This window comes from [Flexibacter] sp. ATCC 35208, assembly GCF_001975825.1.
Lineage (GTDB): Bacteria > Bacteroidota > Bacteroidia > Chitinophagales > Chitinophagaceae > Chitinophaga.
In genome coordinates this window covers 1-20162 of the sequence record NZ_MTKN01000006.1, presented here as the reverse complement: position 1 = coordinate 20162, position 20162 = coordinate 1, and the positions used below count along the sequence as shown (strand labels likewise).

General features: G+C 38.9%; 16 protein-coding genes. 9 read left to right on the top strand and 7 right to left on the bottom strand.

The window, feature by feature from the left end; genetic code table 11:
- Positions 1–17 precede the first annotated feature (17 nt).
- The 3 genes from BW716_RS05935 to BW716_RS05925 are packed head-to-tail and all read left to right on the top strand — an operon-like array spanning position 18 to position 2393.
- Positions 18–440, top strand: a complete 423-nt coding sequence (locus tag BW716_RS05935) for a hypothetical protein (RefSeq protein ID WP_083721611.1) — start codon at positions 18–20, stop codon at positions 438–440.
- Positions 424–1734, top strand: coding sequence for a DUF3440 domain-containing protein (locus BW716_RS05930; RefSeq protein WP_083721610.1), 1311 nt, complete (start codon positions 424–426; stop codon positions 1732–1734). The genes BW716_RS05935 and BW716_RS05930 overlap by 17 nt, the downstream gene beginning before the upstream one ends.
- The gene (locus BW716_RS05925) at positions 1731–2393 is read left to right on the top strand and encodes a ParB N-terminal domain-containing protein (protein WP_083721609.1); all 663 of its coding nucleotides are present in this window, start codon (positions 1731–1733) and stop codon (positions 2391–2393) included. Before BW716_RS05930 ends, BW716_RS05925 begins: the two co-directional genes overlap by 4 nt.
- A gap of 290 nt (positions 2394–2683) precedes the next feature.
- On the opposite strand, the gene BW716_RS05920 is transcribed toward BW716_RS05925, so the two are convergent.
- Positions 2684–3127: a hypothetical protein gene (locus BW716_RS05920; RefSeq protein WP_083721608.1), complete on the bottom strand. Its 444-nt coding sequence runs from the start codon at positions 3125–3127 to the stop codon at positions 2684–2686.
- Positions 3128–4357: 1230 nt separating this feature from the next.
- Here BW716_RS05920 and BW716_RS05910 point away from each other — a divergent pair.
- Positions 4358–5695, top strand: a complete 1338-nt coding sequence (locus tag BW716_RS05910) for a HAMP domain-containing sensor histidine kinase (RefSeq protein ID WP_083721606.1) — start codon at positions 4358–4360, stop codon at positions 5693–5695.
- Here BW716_RS05910 and BW716_RS05905 read toward each other — a convergent pair.
- The gene (locus tag BW716_RS05905; protein ID WP_083721605.1) at positions 5688–6803 is read right to left on the bottom strand and encodes a terpene synthase family protein; all 1116 of its coding nucleotides are present in this window, start codon (positions 6801–6803) and stop codon (positions 5688–5690) included. The two genes, BW716_RS05910 and BW716_RS05905, sit on opposite strands and share 8 nt — an antisense overlap.
- A 142-nt stretch (positions 6804–6945) precedes the next feature.
- Here BW716_RS05905 and BW716_RS05900 point away from each other — a divergent pair, with 142 nt between their 5' ends.
- Entirely contained in the window at positions 6946–7542 is a 597-nt protein-coding gene (locus tag BW716_RS05900) for a response regulator transcription factor (protein WP_083721604.1), read from the top strand.
- A gap of 551 nt (positions 7543–8093) precedes the next feature.
- On the opposite strand, the gene BW716_RS05895 is transcribed toward BW716_RS05900, so the two are convergent.
- Positions 8094–9359 (bottom strand): MFS transporter, encoded by a 1266-nt coding sequence (locus tag BW716_RS05895; protein WP_083721603.1) that lies wholly within the window; start codon positions 9357–9359, stop codon positions 8094–8096.
- A gap of 303 nt (positions 9360–9662) precedes the next feature.
- Positions 9663–9788: a DNA cytosine methyltransferase gene (locus BW716_RS38930; protein WP_143708732.1), complete on the bottom strand. Its 126-nt coding sequence runs from the start codon at positions 9786–9788 to the stop codon at positions 9663–9665.
- A 580-nt stretch (positions 9789–10368) separates the two neighbouring features.
- Here BW716_RS38930 and BW716_RS05885 point away from each other — a divergent pair.
- From BW716_RS05885 to BW716_RS05875, 3 genes are all read left to right on the top strand, one after another.
- Positions 10369–11220 carry a hypothetical protein gene (locus tag BW716_RS05885; protein WP_083721601.1) on the top strand — a complete coding sequence of 284 codons (852 nt, stop codon included), beginning with the start codon at positions 10369–10371 and terminating at the stop codon, positions 11218–11220.
- Between the two features lie 338 nt (positions 11221–11558).
- On the top strand, positions 11559–12374 hold the full coding sequence (locus tag BW716_RS05880) for a DNA adenine methylase (protein WP_220388717.1): 816 nt from the start codon (positions 11559–11561) through the stop codon (positions 12372–12374).
- 227 nt (positions 12375–12601) lie between these two features.
- Entirely contained in the window at positions 12602–13000 is a 399-nt protein-coding gene (locus tag BW716_RS05875; protein WP_083721599.1) for a hypothetical protein, read from the top strand.
- Positions 13001–13411: 411 nt separating this feature from the next.
- On the opposite strand, the gene BW716_RS05870 is transcribed toward BW716_RS05875, so the two are convergent.
- Positions 13412–14104, bottom strand: coding sequence for a hypothetical protein (locus tag BW716_RS05870; RefSeq protein ID WP_083721598.1), 693 nt, complete (start codon positions 14102–14104; stop codon positions 13412–13414).
- A 590-nt stretch (positions 14105–14694) separates the two neighbouring features.
- On the opposite strand from BW716_RS05870, the gene BW716_RS05865 reads away from it, so the two are divergent.
- A complete protein-coding gene (locus tag BW716_RS05865; RefSeq protein WP_083721597.1) occupies positions 14695–15540 on the top strand; it encodes a phage integrase SAM-like domain-containing protein in 846 nt (281 codons plus the stop codon).
- Between the two features lie 242 nt (positions 15541–15782).
- Here BW716_RS05865 and BW716_RS05860 read toward each other — a convergent pair whose 3' ends face one another.
- Positions 15783–16109, bottom strand: a complete 327-nt coding sequence (locus BW716_RS05860) for a hypothetical protein (RefSeq protein ID WP_083721596.1) — start codon at positions 16107–16109, stop codon at positions 15783–15785.
- The coding region (locus BW716_RS05855) for an RHS repeat-associated core domain-containing protein (RefSeq protein ID WP_143708731.1) at positions 16109–20162 on the bottom strand (4054 nt) is incomplete at its 5' end. The genes BW716_RS05860 and BW716_RS05855, both read right to left, overlap by 1 nt.

Genomic DNA, 20162 nt, shown 5'->3' with positions numbered 1-20162 from the left:
CTGTCAAATTGATAATTATGAAAGTTCGGCGCATCGCTGGTAGCTCCGCTGAAGTGATTAGGCTTATTGGCCCATATGCTATGGATCCTCATTTGATTCGGCAGCGGGGCAACCTGCCAATTATTACAAAAGATACATATATCTGGCACGTGCTAAAAGATGGAAAAAAAGTGAAGGCTTTTGTGGCTATGGAAATTCTCTTGGGCGGCAATATAAAGTTGCAGTCCTTTGTGGAGGTTGAGGCAAATAAACAGGACCTTAGGTTGCTGATCAAAGATGTCATTGAATATTTTAGGAAGACGGAACGACATAAATTAACGGCTTCTGTTCTTAAGGATTTTGTTGATATTTTTGTAGCTGAAAATTTTGAAGTTGTAAAACATAAAAAAAACTGGACCGACCTAGCCTATATTCACTATCAATATGAAGCAGCAGGGTGATCTTAATGTTTACGAAGCGTTTCAGCTCCGTATGGATTTCCTATTCAAGGAGTTTGATAACATTTATATCTCCTTTTCCGGTGGCAAAGATTCCGGAGTCCTCTTGCATCTGGTTATGGATTATATGATGCGGAAAGGGATTACTAAGAAAATAGGACTCTTTCATCAGGATTTTGAAGCGCAGTACTCCCACACTACCGATTATGTAACGGCAATGTACGAGAAGTTCCTTTCACGCGTCGAGCCCTATTGGTTTTGTGTCCCCATGGCAACCCGCACAGCGGTAGGTAATTATGAGATGTATTGGTACCCGTGGGATGAGGAAAAATCTGATGCCTGGATCCGTTCTATACCGAAGAAGCCCTACGTGTATAGCCTTTCCAATAATCCCATGAGCACCTATAAATATAGGATGACCTATAGAGAACATGCAGAGCAATTTGGCCGCTGGTATGGTCAGAAGCATGGCGGGGGCAAAACCATCGGGCTTTTGGGCCTACGAATGGACGAAAGCCTGCGCAGGTATAATGGTGTTGTCAATAAACGTTATGATTATAAGGGGAAAAAGTGGATCACGAATGTCATTGCCGACCAGGCGTGGACCGCATCTCCTATTTATGACTGGCGGGTGGAGGATGTATGGATTGCCAATAGCCGTTTCCGCTATCCTTACAATAAGCTATATGACATGTTCTATCTCGCTGGTATTAATATCAAAGAAATGCGTGTTGCCAGCCCATTTTCCGATGAGGCCAAGCATAGTTTAAACCTATATCGTGTGATAGAGCCGGATACATGGGCCAAATTAGTTGGTCGTGTCAAGGGGGCTAATTTTGCCGCAATTTATGGAAAGACTAAAGCGTTGGGATATCGTGATCTCACATTGCCCGAAGGGCACACATGGAAATCTTATACCAAGTTTCTTCTGGCGACGTTGCCAGATGATATCAGAAATAATTATGTGGAAATATTTAAAACCAGCATCAAGTTCTGGGCTCGTACAGGCGGGGGATTTTCGGACGAGATTATTAAAGAAATTGAAGAATGCGGATATCAAATTCGACGGAATGGTGTCAGCAATTATACCAAGGATGGTAAGGCTAAGATTATCTTTTATGGCGTTCCTGACAATACAGACGATGTAAAGAGTACCGTTGATATACCTTCCTGGAAGCGGATGGCTTTCTGTATTTTAAAAAATGATCACCTCTGTGCATTTATGGGTTTTGGTCCTACCAAGTACCAGCAAGATAATAGAAGAGCTATTAGAGAAAAGTATAAAAACAGCCTATGACGGAGTTAATAGAAGAAAAAGTAAAAGAATTATGCGCTCTTATTACCGCATTGGATGGTGAGGACAATAAGATTGATACACTAAATTTGGTAAGGCGCCATTTACATAAAATCAGCCCCTTAAATCACCACCCGGTGGACCTTGTTGAATGGGAGAAAGTCGAAAACGTCAGACCAAATGATTATAATCCCAATCATGTGGCTCCTCCGGAGAGCAAATTATTATATCTTTCTATTCTTGAGGATGGTTACACAATGTCAATTGTAGGAGCCAGGGAGATAGAGGATGATACAAGAGTTATAGTTGATGGGTTTCACCGCCATCAGGTAGTGCGTGATTTCAAAAAAATTAGTAATAGTACTTTTGGCAGGGTGCCAATCACCAATGTTAGAGAAGGGAAAGAAGGAAGAGCAGACAGAATAGCTGCGACGATCCGTCATAACCGTGCCAGAGGGGTGCATGCCATTGATGATATGATTGAGGTTGTGAGGATATTAAAAGTAGAATGTGGAGCCTCCAATGACTGGATTGTAAAGCATATTGGTATGGATCCTGATGAGGTGCTACGACTGTCCCAGTTAAGTGGTATAGCTGCACTTTTCGCAAACAAAGATTTTTCAAAAGAAAGAGATTTCGATGAGGCCACCGACCAGGATTAAAAGTAGTATCCGTTACTCTTCCCTACCGGGTCTGGTTGTATGGGCAACCTTATCATACTTGATGCTTCCGGGATGCTCTTTTTATAATCCTGCACAACTTTCCCTTCTATAAAGATTGCCCAAACGCACTGCAGCGCATATTTCTTGAGTGAGTCGGTAAAATGTACAGTGTTGATGTATTTATAATCCGCATTCCAAAAGGTACCAAAGGTAATTATGGCGCGGCCTTTCTGCTTTGCGGTTGTTTTGTTGCCTTGATTTGTATATCCCTGTTAGAACTTATTAGCAAATTACCTATTGCGGTTTTTACTTTTACCTTTGAGAGGAGACAATTGTCTTCGGGTTTTGTTTGTCAGATCTTTTACTTCAAACAATTCCATTGCCTTGCTGGCATGAGGTAACATGGAGTTTTCGCATAGTTTAACAGTAGCAGCTTGATGATTAAAACCTACATCAAGTCTGGTAATTGATAAATCTACTTTTTCCGGATCAAAACTATAATGTAAATTAAACGATACGCAGTCTCTATCATTATTATAAAAACCAACAGTTCGGAGTTGAAATTCAAAAGGTCCGTCATCAACTAATGAATCTCTCAGGCATATTCCAAGCTGACGTTGTAATTCTTTTAATAAATATCCTGCCTTATCAGGGCTATTTAAGGATTTCTCGTCATATCCCTTGGATGTAAGGAGGTGTTCCTGTTCATTTAGTAATTGATAAACCAAACTCATAACATACTATTTTATGTAACGATACCTGTAAATCTTTCAATAGTTTAATGCCACCATCAAAGGCGTTTTAAAAATCCTTTTGACATTATGCTCACTCAGGATCTATTAATCCCAGAGGAAAGGGTATAGATGTTCCTGATTTTTTTTAAAAACCCTGTAATTATTTCGGTTTACCATTTCAAAAATTTGCTTTCCCCTCATACCGGTAACTATCCCCATGGTGTAATTTACCGGTTCCCCTGGCAGGGGGGCTGGATTTCTTTTATTGGATACAACTCAGTTTCTTCTGCTCGGAAGCCATCAACTTATCTTTTTCCCCTGATGAAATAATGAGAAGGGTATGCATATTTTCAAGTGACATCTTCAGTCATTTTTTATGAACAAAAGTATTATTTCAGGTAAAGGTATTTTGTGTGTTTTCCGTAGCTGGGATTTTTTTTGCTGTTTTATGTTAGTTGAAGACCATTTACATAAAAGAGAGATACTTCTAAATTATTGGATCATTGCTATGATAAGCAATATAATACATGTCCTTTTGACACAGTTTTAGGGGTTATTCGTTAAAGCTATATAATAAAAAAACCCCCACCGAAGCGGGGGCGCTACCAATTTAGAGCCCTAATCCAACAGTCACTAGTCCAGCATTGCTGCCGACCAGTTAGCGCAAACATAGATTGTAATTACTAGAAGGGTTGTCATAAATTTATGACGATGATAGGTCAATCTTGAGCCCAATATAGGTTATTTATAGACCCAAACTATAAACAAAAATGGCCTATTTCATTGATTTTCCCATACTTACATGCACTTTTGACGCATGAGCCAGGGGAAAAAATTGGTAGATAAAAATCTGGAAAAGATTAAACTCACAAGTACTTTACTTCAAAAAGGGGAAATAACCACCTTTAAATCTCTGTTTATATACAGTAATAGGACTTATGTTTCCAATAAACTGGGGATGAATTACAAACGCCTGGGGCGGCTGTCCAATAACCCCGATCCCCTAAGGGTTAGGGAGATCCGTGCTATAGCCAGGTTATATAAGGTTTCACCTCAACTCATTAGCAATGTAATTTTGAATCAACTTGAAGGAAATTTAACGAAGCCCAAAAAATAATGTTTTTTTTTCGCCGGGATTAAGATTTTTTACAAAGATTTGTGGTCGGCTATCGCCGTCCCTGTTGGATCTTAAGGGGGCAGGAGTTCCTGCAATCAAATCATTAAACCTTTATGATGATCCGAAGTCTTTTTAAATTTCTAAAGTTTGCTGGTGCCAGTGAGTTACCTGAATATGAAATCAAGAAAAGCATATGTACGGGTGTCAACGTTCTTTGTATCTGTGTTATCGTGCTTAATGCTATAACTGGCCCTATTTTTTACACTTTAAGCGGTGATATTTTAATCTTCATTGGCGCTTATCTGGAAGCAATAGTTGTATTCGGGGTCATCTGGCTTAATAAAATGAAGAAATATACGATAGCCAATTTCGTCTTCTATCTAATTATAAGTTTATCCACATTTTATTTTTCTGCTGTACTGGGTAGGGTTTCAGAGTCGCAATTGATGATCCTCTTTCTATTTGGGCTTATCTTCTTCTTATTTAATGACAGGAAATTGCGTCTGTATTGTATAGTGCTTAATATCCTTTTACTAATTGCTATAGAATTAAATGGTGATTTGCATTTTATACCGGCGGCTAAGTTTCCTGTGTTTGTTGAACACATTATTCGATGGCTGGTATATGTAGTTGTAATCAGTCTTACTTTAATGATTTTTAATCTGTATGATAGAAACACTATCCTACTAATATCTTTACATAGCTATTCCAAGACGATTAGTGCTTCTCTCAATAGTGAAGAAGAATCGAACAGGGTGAAAAATCTGTTATTTCAACACATTTCACATGATTTACGAGGTCCCTACTTCGGTGTTTTGACTCGTTGTTATTATTTACAAAGTAAGAGATTACAGGAACAACCCATAACTGTATCTGATATTGAAAAGCTGGTAGATGTAGCTAACCATTATAAATATATGCTGGAGCATTTCATGGAAATGTCCAGGTTTAAAAATGCCGACTTCAATAAAATTGAAATTGCATCGATAGATTTAAGAGCTGAATTGGCGAAGATCATAGAAATGCATAAATACCCGGCTTCACAAAATAAGCTAACGGTTAGCCTAATTGTCTCCCCAGATTTCCCCACCTTTATCCTAACTGATAAAATAAAAATTTGCCGGATAATACATAATCTTTTGAGCAATGCCATTAAATTTACCAGACCTAATACACGGATCACAATTGCGGCAGAAGTACGCAGTGATAAATGGGTATTAATAATTAAAGACCAGGGGCATGGCATTTCTAATAAAACGGTTGAACAATTATTCCAACCCTATGTAACAGAAAAAAGCCCCGCAAATCCTGAAGGTGTTGGGTTAGGGCTTTTCATAACCAAACACCTTGTGACGATTTTAGGGGCAGAGATATCAGTTGCTAGCAAATTAAATGAAGGCACTATGTTTGAAATCGTATTTCCATACGAGAGGCGGCTTTCACCTATATAATTATGGCCTCTTTTTTTCTTGTTTCTTCCCAAAGTGAATATGTTCTTTTATAGCGTTGCGTATATGTCTGCCAAGTCCAGCATGCCTGTAAAACTGACTTTAAGCCGTTGAGATATTTATTTATTTGGTTCTTTGAAACTTCCGAAATATTACTGACATTTAGTCTATCACGGATTTGAGTGAGACTATTTTCGTAGTCATTTAACAAGTTACTGATTATATGCCCTGCAACTTCAATGGCCTCGTCTAAACGCATCCGAAAGTTGTTTATTAAAACCACAAATATCAGGTTAGAGTCACTCTGCCTATCGATAACTTCTTTTTCAAAGGAAAAGAAATCATTAGTAAGTGCTCCTACGTAGGAAACTATTTCATTTAGTTTTCGCATATCGTCAGCGAGTCCTATGCTTTCAAGCAACTCCCAGTCCAAAAAATTAGAATGGGCAAATTCTATTAAAGTGACTGTGTGAGGCATTCCGGAAATTTCGACACGAATGCGGATGTAATCCTCTATAGATTGCATGTTGCCATTTCTAACTATGTCATATGGCTGGTGGGCAATATCTATGTGGTTCAGATACTGTTTTAGGAATTTATTAAACCATTGAGAAGGAGATAAATCAGAGATTTGTTTTAGCACTTCAATATTAGCAATTTCTGCCGCAGAGGCGTTGGGGTATAATTTGAGATCGGTTGTTAAGGTAGCCAGGCGATCTCGAATTTCATAGAGCTCTTTCATTTCCTGACTTGAAGGTTTCACGTCACGGCCCATTTTATCGTTTAGGTAAAAATCTACTGCATAGTTTTTTGATAGCAGTAGAATATTTTCCTGTGGAGCATTCGGGAACAAAAACATGCAACAGGTAATGTATGCATCCGCATCTGGCAATAAAATTTGATATCGTTCACCAAAGCTGGCTGTACTGTTTTTTATAATTGTATCTGTGTGGGGAGCAAAATCATTGCAATATTCATCAAATTGGAATTTTCCGCAATTGAATATTGAATGTAATGAAAATGAGCGCTTTGCATTCAATAACTCTTCATATTGAAGTTTAACGCGATTTAAGGCTTGGGGAACATCAATGGACAATTTGTGTATTTGCATACAGATAAGGTTGAATGAATTAATGTTTTGATTGGTATAGAAATTTACGAAGGAATAATAATTAAAAATCCACATTAGAGGTAGATATATATAATCAGTAAGTGTTTCTATTTATCCAATTTTATAATTAAATTTTGTTGAGATGAAATCTGTGCTGCTTGTTGATGATCATAGTATAGTTCATAAAGGATTGAAGACCATAATTTCAGACATGCTGGGCTATAATGATGTAGATGAGGTGGAGAGTTGTAGTGCCTTGATGGCTGCCTTAAATAAAAAGGAATACACCCACCTGATCTTAGATATGATGTTGCCAGATGGGCACTGCCTGGAGGTGCTTCCCAATATCTGGAATCTGTATTCTGGTTTAATAATTGCCATATTCAGCCAACAAACACCTGGCCCCTACCTTGGTTTCCTTGAGAACTATGGTGTAAAAAAATATATCACAAAATCCTCTCCGCATCAGTTTGTAGTCAGGGGAATTACTGATTTTTTAAATGATGGTAAGTGTAAGATTTATGATGGTCCATCAAATGAAACTCCATTTGACAATCTCTCACAGCGAGAACTTGAGGTGCTACATTATTTATTACTGGGTCTAAAACCTAGAGAAATTCAAAACCGGTTAGCGGTGAGTCCACAAACAGTATTTACCCATACCCAACGCATATATAAGAAAACTAATACAGATAATATAATTGACTTAAAGCAGCTTGCTGGAGCATGGGGGATATAAAAAATTATTCCTTCCGATCCCTTATTACATATTATTTTCTGAGTTGATTATCCATTTGTGATCGAATTCACCTCTATACAATTTCCTTATATGCATGCAGCTTTGCATCCTGTGTTTATCAGAATCTACTCCCAGCCAGGTCATACATAAAACGTATACTAGATACTAAAATTTAACCTATTCAATACATGTTTGATTACACATCAGGAATCCGATATTAAAAGCACTACATTATCATTAATTTTTTTTTTAAATATTCATTTTCACAATAATTCCATTCTTCGCTATAAAATGTAGAACATTCAAAACCTTATAATAGATTTTTTTTCGTACCTACGACAATCTCCCATCTTTCCAATATTGACAAAATGATATTGTGGCCCAAGGTCTGAAACCTACAACTACATAGATCACAGGAATTTCTGTATTGTGGCTGCGTTGGCGACCTTGCCGGTTACAGCAGGACCATTGGTGATCATCGGCAATATAGCTGCCTGCTTGTCCATTACAAATGGAGCGGTGTTATTCATTTTATGTTAGTCTATTTATGGTTATAAAATTTTTTCTACGATAGCGCTTCCTGCTGCCACACTTTTATTCAATCGTTCCTGTTTGAGATATCGGGAAAATATCAGCATGGTGATAATAGATATGCCACCCATAATCAGCATGGTAAAGGGGGCAGTTATTTTTTGAGAAACGGTTCCGACCAGTAAGCTGCCCAATGGCAGCATACCAAAGTAGGCCATGGCAATAAAGCTCATCACCCTGCCACGCATATGTGTGGCTGCTTCCATTTGTACAATGGTGATACTGGCGGTCATTGGTGTAAGCGATGAGAACCCGATGATAACAGCGAAAGGTAAGCTCCAGTAGAAGGAGGTACAACGGGAGAAACCTATCATCCCAACACCCAGTATCCCTATACCGATCAGCAATATATTGGTCAGGTCAGTACCTTTTTTCAACGCTGCTAGGAAAAAACTGGCTGCAATGGCACCAAGTCCCCCGGCACTGGCAAGATAGCCGTAAGTACGTACATTGCCTATGAAGATCTCTTTCGCAAAAATGGGCATCAGGGTATCATAAGGGAGTAACAGTAATGCCATTGCCATGATGCAAAGGATAATGATCATAATGCGGGGTGTTTGCCGCAAATACAGGAATCCTTCTGATAATTCTGTCACCACTTTTTTTTTATTGGCAGGTGGTATGAAAGCAGGCAGCTTCATTAATAAAAGGGAGGTGATCACCGCCAGGAAGCTTAGTGCATTCAAGGCAAAACAGATATGTGCGCCAAATGATTGTAACACAATCCCAGAGAGGGTGGGGCCTATCAACCGGGCTATATTCACCATAGCAGAATTCAGCGCCACTGCATTGGATATATTCTCCTTGTTACTCACCAGCTCATGTACCATCGGCTGTCTGGCGGGGTTATCGAATGCATTCACGATACCCAGTACCACACTTAATGATAATATTTCCCATATTACGTATTGATTAGTGAAAATGAGTATGGCCAGAAATATGGATTGTACCAGTGAAGCGGTTTGCGTAATCAGTAATATCTTGCGGCGCTGATATCGGTCGGAAACGATTCCGCCTAATAATGAAAACAGAAAAGAAGGGAATTGCTGCGCAAATACTGCCAATCCCAGCATATAGGCAGAATGGGTGATGGAATAAATAACCCAGCTTACGGCGGTGTGTTGCATCCAGGTGCCGATCTGTGAAATGGACTGTCCACAGAAGAATAATGCGTAGTTAGTATCTCGGAATGCCCGGAAAGCATCTCTTTTCTCGGCTTGTTTCATAAATAATATGCTCCTTTTACATTTCGATAAAATATGCCTAAACAAATCTGTAATTACAGAATAACTTCCCTGAGAAGATCCCCTTCCCACTGTCTGCTACTACTGGTATTAGCAAAAGCCCCGCATGTTCCATCGACATCAGTGAGGTTGAATACTTTTCACCAGTCATCATTGTTGAACTTTTTCTCGGTTGTTTGATATCCCAACTGTCCGAACTGGTGGGCATAGGCAACAAACCAGAGTCGAAATCGCAGGTGAGGTCCGCCAACGGCACAAGCCAGTAATACCGGCTGATGTGACTTTTTAGCCTGAATCTTCCAGGTCAGCCTGAATTTGTCCGTGCACCAACCCTCTGTTCCAATTAAGTAGGCCAGAAACATTTTCTGCCACGACCCAATTAGGTTGAATCTGTCTAATGATTCTAAGCATCTCCGGGCCATCCACTGTGCTGCCAGGTCAAACCCGCCAGGCCCAGAAAAAAAGATATCTATGAACCCTACCTTACTTCAAATTTCTTATTCACCCAATACTTTTCCCTATGAAAAGTATCGCTGTAAATATGAAAAGGACATGTCATGAAAAATGGGAGAATCAGGGATATAGGTTATAATTTTATGGGAACCGTTCAGATATTAATCTGAATGTAAAAAAATCAAAGAATGACTTTAAAGAAAATAAGTAGTACTCTAATGAAATATTTAGTACCTCTTTTCTTCCCATATCTGAAGAAATTCTGCTATCTCTTTAGCCAAAAAGATGTTGCAGTTAATGTACAACTCTAAAAATATCACTTCATGTGACTTAGATTAATTGTCTTAAATCATTTAAGCAACTCTCTATTAACAGGTGAAAAAATAATCTCTCTCTGGAAAAAAGAGGTCTAATTATTCCGCCATTCAAATCCCAAAAATGTAAATGGTTATAGATAAAACTCCAACCTCCGATAAACTCCCGTTTTCCATCAATTTAAAAAATGATGTTGCAGTCTTTATCAACAATCTATCATTTTATGCCAATTGAACTAAATGAAATAGGAGATCCTAATAAAGCTCAATTATTTATTGAAGGAAAGCCTTTTGATCTGGAACATCAAACAGGTCTTATGTATCCCCAAGGGGCAATCCAAAATGCAATAAGCCTAAAAAACATAAAATCAGTCGAAGGTTACTTTCCTTTAATTTATAACCATAAGATAGATTCTCTTCGTCCAGGAGTTCTTACAGAAACAATCTATGAGCATGAAATCAAATTACCTACAATCCTATCTTTGGGTCCGATTAAGGATAACGAGGTATTAAATAATATTAATAGAGATAGCTTTGAAAATGATCTGGGTTTTGTAGTTGTCAATGAAACAATAAGAAATCGTTTATTAGGAAAGATGCCGGAGATTGATATTATGGGTGATAAATATATCCTGAACATGCGGGATGAAATGCTGGTATCAACAAAGGATTTTCAAAAACAATTTTCTTTCAAGGAGTTTTACAGGGATGATGAATTAGGCATCGTACAAGGCTGGTACGACTTTAAGAAAAAAGAAATTGAAAATATTGAGCAGGAATATATTACCCATACTCCCAAAAATCTCTATTTAGTTGAGTTACCAGTCTGGCATAAAATGGACCCGATAGGGGCAGCAAGAAGACATTATCAAATCGGTCAACTAGAGGTTCTAAATGATACGGAATATATCAACTCATTTATGATGGAGCCCAATCCGGTTGCTAAATCCACTCACGTTTCTAAAACTGATTTGGCCAAAACAATCGCTAAAAACCGAAAAGCAAGAAAATTACCTCCGGAAAAAAAAGTACAGGTGGCCAAACCTGCATCAGCCAAAAAGGGGAAAAAAATGTAAACCGGCTGAATAATGCGCTCTGTAACTACAGGATTTATTTGTAAAAATTCCTTATTAAAATTATGGATAAACTTGAAAGCGAATAGAGGTTGGCGCTTTTGGGAGTAAATTTCAACCAACCGTATCAGGTAGATGAGAAGTGGTTGCAGCCAAGAATAACAGAAAGGCATTATTATCCATCTTTACGCGCTGCTTTTTCTCATCTGGTAAACATAAATTTAAATCAGTTAGAACCGCTTACTAAATCATCACAACATGAAATCACCTATCAATCAGTAACTATTTATGAAGGTTCAACAAACGGGTACTTTCAATGAGGATGTAGAAATATGAGAGGTATGAAAACAATGATCACGTACTATGGGGGCAAACAGAGACTTACCCCAATTATTATTCTGCTAATTCCAGAACACATTTTGTATGCAGAACCCTTCGTTGGCGGGGCTGCCGTCTTCTTTGCCAAGGCACCATCTAATGCTGAGGTTCTCAATGATACCAATGGTGAATTGATTAACTTCTACTACGTTGTAAAAGAAAAATTCGATTTATTATATGCCATGGTAAGTAAAACACTTCATTCACGAAGGCAATTCGACCATGCTGTATTAATTTATAATTATCCCGATTTATTTTCTGATGTGCAAAGAGCCTGGGCAGTTTGGGTGTTAAGCAACCAGGCATTTAGTTCTAAGTTTGATAGCACCTGGGGATATGACATATTGGTAAATAATTCTGCAAGAAAAATTTCATTCAATAAACTTGAATTCACTAGTCAATATAGCAAAAGGCTGGAACGTGTTCAATTAGAAAATTGTGATGCACTTTATATTATTAAGTCACGAGACAGTGTTGATTCATTCTTCTATTGTGATCCGCCTTACTTTAATTCAAATCTTGGACATTACAAGGGATATACTGAATCAGACTATTTATTGCTTCTTGAAACATTAGCTCACATTGAAGGGAAATTTCTACTAAGTTCATATCCCTCAACTGCATTACAGGAGTTCGTCGAGCGATACGGGTGGCATCAAATACAAATAGAAAAAACTGTAATCGTTAATAATAGGAACGGGAAAACTAAGCCTAAAACAGAGGTATTAACAGCTAATTATAAATTACCGGAAAAACCAGGGGAAATTAAACTATTCTAAAAGGGGTGCCTGGCTGTCCATAGACTTGACCGGTAAAATTCAAATCCAAAGCTACATATCAGTACTTACAGTTTCTGCAACAATGGGCAATAAATAATAAGGGCATTCCCATTATCATTGCAACAGATAAAAACTTATACAAAGATCTGCTGAAACAATCAAACAGTACTCAACAGCGTTTTGCTTCTATTCCATGCTTTGTAAGAAATGACAATGTGAAGCCGGGAATGCTCAGACGTCAATGTACTTCCGAATACAAGATTGCAGTCGTAGATAAGGTGATCCGATCCTTGTATGGGCTTCGGCCATATCAACGCCGGCCACTTACTTCCATCTGGAAAGGAATTACAACTGATGAGATTGATCGGATGTCGCAGCCTACATCTAGCTGGAAAATACATACTTATCCATTCACAGGTTACGCATGGAGTAAAAATTCCTACGAGCGGTTAAAATGTTTCAATGATACGGCACAGGTAAACTACGCTATCAGAGACAGTACGAATAAAGGAATAAAAAAGCAATGCTATATCCATCGTAGTCTACAGCCATTGGAACAGGTAGTATTTAATAAACAGGATGAATTGTGGGAAAACGAATGCTCCGGGAATTGCCATACATTATGAAGATACTTGCATATCTATTATCTGAATCGGATATAATAATAACAAGCATTTGCTTGCGCACAGTCGTTGTCCTATAGTAAACGCCTGGGAATGAATTTGCCCCATCCCAGGGGCACCGAATATCAACAAACATTTGCTGGGTGAGGAACGCCTTCAACTGCTCCAGTACAGCTGCGAAGTCAGCGTTCTGCAGTTAGCAGAGCGCAATTAAGAGAAAGTCTGCTTTGGGTATAGGTTCTTGAATATTCACCTTATCGAAACCATTCACAGACCATATCCACAAGCAATCCATACGCGCAACCTTTATTGACATTTTTGTTCTAAATGGTAACCAGACCATTTGATATCCCTAAAATCAATATTAGATCATCCGCTATAGCATCTCAACCGATTATTAACCAGGATTATACATTATTCGATTGCGAGTCTTTCTATCAGTTGCAAGTCCCACATGTCTCTCTTACTGAATTTAAATGAAGGTAATTTCCTGAGTGCATCTTCCCGGAGATCTACCCCCGCTATGATGCCCATGTCCAGAGAGGCACTCACTTCCAGGAAGGCAATGAAGTCTTCTATATCGTTAATAGTTTCTTCATTTTTTAATCCTGCTAGTAGCTCTTTCACTTCCTCACTGGTGATCCAACCTGTTACGCCCATTCCTTCAACGGTGAAGATGCCTGGGTAAATCATGCTTAATTCACCAAGGATCTCATAGCTCAGACCATTGCTGTTGATTCCCGGCATGCGATGTAAAGCAGCATGTTTTCCTAATCGGAAGTATGGCGCATAGTCTGCGCAATGAGAGAATACGACATACTCAAAGAAGGCAGACAGGTGATAAGTCCATGGAAGGGTAGACAGAAATGGATACCATTCCTTGTGGATCACCTCCATAAATGGAAGATAATCCAGCCGGTAGCCTTTAAGCTGGTTAAAGACGGCTACAAGTTCTGCTAATGGAATATCGCATATTCCTTTAGTACAAGTTTGTTCATACATGATATAATACGCCTGAATATCTCCCTGCTGACCTTTGAGCAGCGGAACAGTGTCAGTATAGAAGCGCTTATCATCAAATAGGTGTAGGGTATGCCATTGGCCCATAGTTCATTATTTTATAGTCGTTCAACTACATTTTTAGCCATAATATATAATTCCTCTTAAAAAGTTATCCACCGAAATTGACCAATTTCAATGAAGAGTGAAAAATTTGGCATGGTGTTGATAATCGGCGATAAAAATGCGTAAGTAGATAAACCTATAAATTTAGCTCTAAAACTCGAATAATAGGTCCTTTTTGCTGTTTTACACCTTGTTTTACACCATTCTCACAACTAACTGATTATCATACATGATTCAAACCACATTCAGGCAACCCGAAAAAACGAATCTTTTTTTAAACCGCTGAAGAATTCATTCTCAGCGGTTTATTTTTTTTAGATTGTAACCTCTCAAAAAGTCGAATCTTGAACTTTTCGATGCTTTATTACTAGTTCTTTTTTGTATCTATTTAATTATCAAACTCCTTCTCGCATTCTGCTCTTTTGATGACCTTACTTTTTCATCTCATTAGCCTTGTATTGTTTTACACTTTTTTTTACACTTTATAGGCAATCTAATAATAGAATCACTTAATCAAAATCTATCCTTTTTGACGAAATTTGTACTGCATTAGCGCAAGAAAGGAGGCCTTTATGGAAATACCTGATTTTCGTCCCGTACATAATTGGCGAAATCATATTAACCAAAACGGGCGCTATAAAATTCATATCCGAATACGTATTGGAAAAAGTTGTCGTTACCACGACGTAAAGCTGCCTCAAAAAGTGACGGTAGACGAATGGAGTGGGAAAGAGAATGCCTGGGTTAAACCAAGTCATCCTTACCACTTTGAAATTAATAATGCTATTGATAACACACTCACATTATTGCGTGAACTAAATAAAAGGTACTACACTGCTAAACGACAGTTGACCTTTGCAATCATCCTTAAGGAGCTTCAAAAGGAAGCTTGTTCATCCATATTAAACACCTACTTCAACCAAATCATCATCGATCCTCCAGAAGCGCTTCAACCAGCTACCATTGGTCGCTATAAATCTGCGCTTATTGCTCTGAATAAGTTTCGTCATGAGTTATTTTTCTATGACTTAAATGAAAAATTGCTTTTGGAGCTTTGTAAGTTTTTGAAAAAAGAAATGCACCTTAAAGCATCTACGATCTTTGGCTATTTCAATGCTTATAGAAAAGTAATTCATTGGGCACAGTTGTATGGATATCTAAGTCCTTTACAGGAGGACGCAATCTTTTCAAACATTCATATTTCCAGAGGGAAGACGCTTAAAGATCACCTGTATGTGAATGAAATAAAAGCATGGAAGGAATTTACATTCAATGACGCCAACCAAAAACTGGGTAAGGTTCGGGATATATTTTTGTTGCAGGTTTACACAGGATTTTATTACAGTGATCTTAAAGCCCTTCAGAAATCCGAATTACACAAGGGCAACAAAAGAATAGAACTCTTTATAACCCGCTGAATGATTGATTTTCAGCGGGTTATTTTTTTAAGTTATCTCAGAAAGTCAAACATTCATTTTTTGATACTTTATTATCACTCCTTCTTTATATCTATTTATTTAGTGTATTGATTTACACAATACTAAGTTCCGTTTTTTTTATCCGTTTTAACTTGCCAAATTAGAATTAATAGATCCTTTTATATTTTTCAGAAAAAAGGATCTATTAATAATTTTGTTGCTTTTTTAGGCACCTCCTTCAGTTATTGGGACTCCCGAATCTTTTTTAAAGCCTTATCTAATAATTTATAATCATCCGGAGAAATTTTCCCATCAACCACCTTGCCTATCCATTTGTCGTAAACAGCCTTTACAAATACAAGACCTTCTTCCGTCAAATCAGATGCCATGATCCGGGTATCATCTGTCACCTCCTGATCAGCTGCAAGTATTGGATTATTTAACAACCCTTTTGCTGCCATGTAATCAATAATACTTCGGAAATACTTATAAACTATAGTATTATCAAACTCATAATTTCTAGGTCTCTGAGTTTGCCAACTAGCTTTATCAATTGTAAAATCTTTCATTATTTACGTCTACTAAATTGTGTTACAATATCTTGAACCGGATATAATATACCTTTGTAACCAGGGGCTTTAATATATGTACCACCAGCTTCTCTAATTCGTTCTTCTTTTAAAGCCTGAGGACCTTTGTTAGCTGTAAGACTGGTTACTTCGACTAAATTACTCACTTTATCATTCATTACAACACTAAAATCAATTCTCCTTCCCGTTCCTGTAATAGGATCTTTTACAATCTTCCCATTTGCATCACGCAAATATCGCTCCCTCCAAACCTTTGCATCAGGATTTTGTTTTTTCAGACTTTCAAATTCAGCATCTTCTCTTGCATCACCATCCACCTTATTTTTTATTTTTTCCGCTAATACAACTGTTGAAGGATTAATTTTCAGGCTTGCCGCGTTGGCAACAACAGCCTCTCCGCTACTAGCAAAAGCTGTTCGGGGAGATGTACCCGTACCACCAGATACACCATGTAATAATGTTGTTATTAGGGTCGCATTATCATAATAACCAGCGTAATCATCATTTATTCCAATACTCTCCGCTGATCTATTCAAAAGGCCAAAACTATAATTGCTAAGATTTCCATTTACAGAACCTGCTAATGTGGACATCGTTGCATTATATGCCACGCCTTGCCTATATCTTCCGGCCTCTGTCCAACCAGTAAGTCTACCTTCCTGTACAAATTGACACGCATCGCAAAATGCGGCTTGCATGTATTCCCACGTATTCGTAGGAGCATGATCTGGCAAACTAAGCCAACCAGGCCAATCAGGCCACATTCCAAGCGCATCTATAAAAGTAACTGGGTTATTAGCCCCAAAAATATAAGGAGAATTATTTGGATAGTTCTTGGTTAATGGGTCAATAGACAAAAATTTCCCTACTCGAGAATCATATGCCCGAGCTTCAAAGGCAATCTGATTCCCCTCTCCCTTCACCTCATTATCATTCTCTTTCCCATTAAACCCATACCTATACCCTCCAGCATTATAGCTTCTACCAGGCTGTATCATTCCGAAAGGGTAATAATCCTGCGCAGACACTACATCTGCATTGTAATAATCTACCGTTGTACCATTTCCACTTACCTGTATTTTACGATCCGACACCGTAGCCAGAACATTCCCCAAATGGTTCGTTAATTCAAAGAACTTCTTACCCCTCCTAAAAATAATATTTTTCCCCGTACCTAGTCCCGTAATATTCGTTGTTGCCCCAGCTGTCGTATCCTCTACATTGACAGTCATCGTGGCCATGCCCAACCGGCTGCTTCCATACAAATGTGCCTCCGTCTGGCTTAAATCTCCACTGTTGATTGCTGTATCACCATAATTGTAAACACTCAGCACATTTCCGCCTGCATCACGTACATACCAGGTTTGAAGGCTATCTACCGTCTTGCTGATCCGATTTCCCCCCGCATCATAACTATAAGAAATTACCTTTCCATTATGCTTATATATACGCGCAATCTTACCATACATAGTCCATTTAATACTATCAACTCCGGCCCTGACATCGGAGAGTACATTACCTATACTATCATAAGCATAATTCCCGGCATCCTGATTATCTATATCATTCCCATAATAAGAAGAATCTACAGCATCTGTTACATAGCTCAGCTTATTGGTACCCGGACGATAATTATATACAAGGCTATCCATCGCCAATGGTGAACCTGCAAAAGTGTTATTCCCATGCCGTACATACGTCTGGATATTACCATTCCCATCATAGCTGATCGTTTCTTTAAAATCAGAAAGTGTTGCAAACGAATTGTTCCATGCATTCGTTAAACTGTCAAATCCCTTACAAGCCACCATCCCTTTGAGGCGATTAAGCACATCATATGAATATGTATACTCTAAGGGCTTACCTAGTAATGGAATATTCTGACTAATAGCAGCTATATTCCCATTAAACAACACCTTTATACCGATTCCCGTAGCAAATGGGGTAACAGCAGAATTAATTGGTGTATAATCCCTCTTACCATAGTAATGAATACCAAATCCATACACATCCTTCGCAACCTGGCTACCACTGGATCCGTCACCTCCCATATCAAAAACTGGTGTAACGGCTGTGCTATTCACCCCTTTCAGCCAACCCTGCAATGTATATGCATAGTCAACACCCTGCACCTGCTGCTGCCCTAATACGGTACGTGAAAGTGGTCCATGCTTATAATATTCATAATAGGCTTCATTCTCCCAATAAATACTATCATGACTGGTCTCAACATTCGTCAACCTGTTCTCCGCATCATAACTATAACGATGATAAAATGCATCCTTCTCTCCTGGCTGATAACCTACCCAATTCACTTTTCCACTTATAAGATCATACTTATACTGAATCTTTTTAAATCGGTTATACAACCGCGACATGGTCCCGCCCTTATAATCCTGCAACAGCGTACCCACATTCCCATGTATGTCATAACTATAAAATGTTGCCGTAGCAAAATTCATCGAATCCTGCGCCCCGGATGTATTAAAATACGAGGACCAGGAAACACGGTTTCTCAGGTTCTCCTGCGTCAAATAGGTACCCGATATCGGGGTATACAATGTATCATAAATAGTTTGGACAATCTGGGTACGAGTCCCTCTGGCAGCACTCATCCACGCAGAAAGACCTGCCTCACTCCGGCTGACATCATTCGTCATCGCTGTCGAACTCGTAATCTCCCCTACCTCGCTAATACGTCCTAATCCATCATAGCTGGTATAACTATATGCATTTACACCTATCTGCTTCGCATTCTGAGAAATAACCAACCGTCCTAAACGGTCATACCAGAAATTAGACACTCCTCCATCCGGCGTCCGCTGTGATATCACCTGGTTCAGCGTATTATACCGATACTCCGTCGCCTGCGTATGTGCAGGCACATAAGTGCTACCTGATGCCCGTGCTGCTGCCAACGCAGCCCGCCAGGAAGCGGCCCGGTTGATCACAACACCTGAAGGCGGTACCGTCCTCACCAGGTTACCCGCCTGATCATAATAGTACAAAGTATAATGATACTCACTTGTGGCATAAGACATCGTAAACAACTCACGCTCTCCCCCAGCGAACGCTGTATCCCTGTATAATTTATCAAAACTGTTCCTTAATGAATCTCGATACGAATGGTATTTTTCATATGCTAACGTATATGCAAAGAAAGCCGTGTCTGAACAATTGGTAATGGAATCATTGACCGTACCAAAAATAGCCGTGGACTTACCACACAACAGATCTCCATCGTAAGAAGTATAACTAACATACTCGCATATATCAGTCGTACTACTACAAGCTCTCTGAATAATACTATTCAGCTGCGCCTTTGTATAAGACCAGCCCATCTGCTCATTTACATATGCAGTAAACTCTTCACAACGGCTGGCTGTATAGGTGACATTTATATACGGTGGCTCAACATCATAATCTATAGTCGTACTGTTGTTCCAGAATATAATGGACTTCAGGTCCTTACTCTCTGTATCCTCATCACTTAACCTAAGCCGCATGCCATAATTCGTACCGTTCAGATAGGCACTGAACAGATCTTTCACCAGGTTCGTACACTCCTGATCTGTATAATCACTATTACTATATCCTATTGGGAAAGGACCAATGGTAACCCTGTTCACTTCTGTTACCGCTGGCTGATTTGCCCAGGTAGTACTATCCACTGTCACCGGCCCTAATAAACGTTCAAAATATCCATATAATTCACTGGACGTAGAGTTCCTATGTGCACTGTCAGGATTCGAATTATACAATTCTATCTGCTCAGGCTTAGCAAATAAATTCAACGTCGCGTTAGTGATGCTGGCATCCCTTGCCAATACGCTCAAATTAAATATCGCATTGTCACGAAGGTTATAATAAATACTTGATCCATTCCAGGAGGTAGATCCCACCACAGCAGCCAGAGAATATACGGATGTAGACGCAGGCGTGAATGAGTAAATATGCTTTACCGTTGACAATGGCACCTGCTTTGTCAACGTCAGCGTATCTCCGTCTGCCGCCGGATGCGAGGCCAGGAAA

Bases quoted from the DNA above. Each gene is read 5' to 3' on its own strand.
- BW716_RS05865 (WP_083721597.1), top strand. From the start codon at position 14,695: ATGGAAATACCTGATTTTCGTCCCGTACATAATTGGCGAAATCATATT.
- BW716_RS05930 (WP_083721610.1), top strand. From the start codon at position 424: ATGAAGCAGCAGGGTGATCTTAATGTTTACGAAGCGTTTCAGCTCCGT.
- BW716_RS05875 (WP_083721599.1), top strand. From the start codon at position 12,602: ATGCTCAGACGTCAATGTACTTCCGAATACAAGATTGCAGTCGTAGAT.
- BW716_RS05900 (WP_083721604.1), top strand. From the start codon at position 6,946: ATGAAATCTGTGCTGCTTGTTGATGATCATAGTATAGTTCATAAAGGA.
- BW716_RS05895 (WP_083721603.1), bottom strand. From the start codon at position 9,359: ATGAAACAAGCCGAGAAAAGAGATGCTTTCCGGGCATTCCGAGATACT.
- BW716_RS05885 (WP_083721601.1), top strand. From the start codon at position 10,369: ATGCCAATTGAACTAAATGAAATAGGAGATCCTAATAAAGCTCAATTA.
- BW716_RS38930 (WP_143708732.1), bottom strand. From the start codon at position 9,788: ATGCTTAGAATCATTAGACAGATTCAACCTAATTGGGTCGTGGCAGAA.
- BW716_RS05910 (WP_083721606.1), top strand. From the start codon at position 4,358: ATGATGATCCGAAGTCTTTTTAAATTTCTAAAGTTTGCTGGTGCCAGT.
- BW716_RS05905 (WP_083721605.1), bottom strand. From the start codon at position 6,803: ATGCAAATACACAAATTGTCCATTGATGTTCCCCAAGCCTTAAATCGC.
- BW716_RS05935 (WP_083721611.1), top strand. From the start codon at position 18: ATGAAAGTTCGGCGCATCGCTGGTAGCTCCGCTGAAGTGATTAGGCTT.
- BW716_RS05925 (WP_083721609.1), top strand. From the start codon at position 1,731: ATGACGGAGTTAATAGAAGAAAAAGTAAAAGAATTATGCGCTCTTATT.
- BW716_RS05860 (WP_083721596.1), bottom strand. From the start codon at position 16,109: ATGAAAGATTTTACAATTGATAAAGCTAGTTGGCAAACTCAGAGACCT.
- BW716_RS05870 (WP_083721598.1), bottom strand. From the start codon at position 14,104: ATGGGCCAATGGCATACCCTACACCTATTTGATGATAAGCGCTTCTAT.
- BW716_RS05880 (WP_220388717.1), top strand. From the start codon at position 11,559: ATGAAAACAATGATCACGTACTATGGGGGCAAACAGAGACTTACCCCA.
- BW716_RS05920 (WP_083721608.1), bottom strand. From the start codon at position 3,127: ATGAGTTTGGTTTATCAATTACTAAATGAACAGGAACACCTCCTTACA.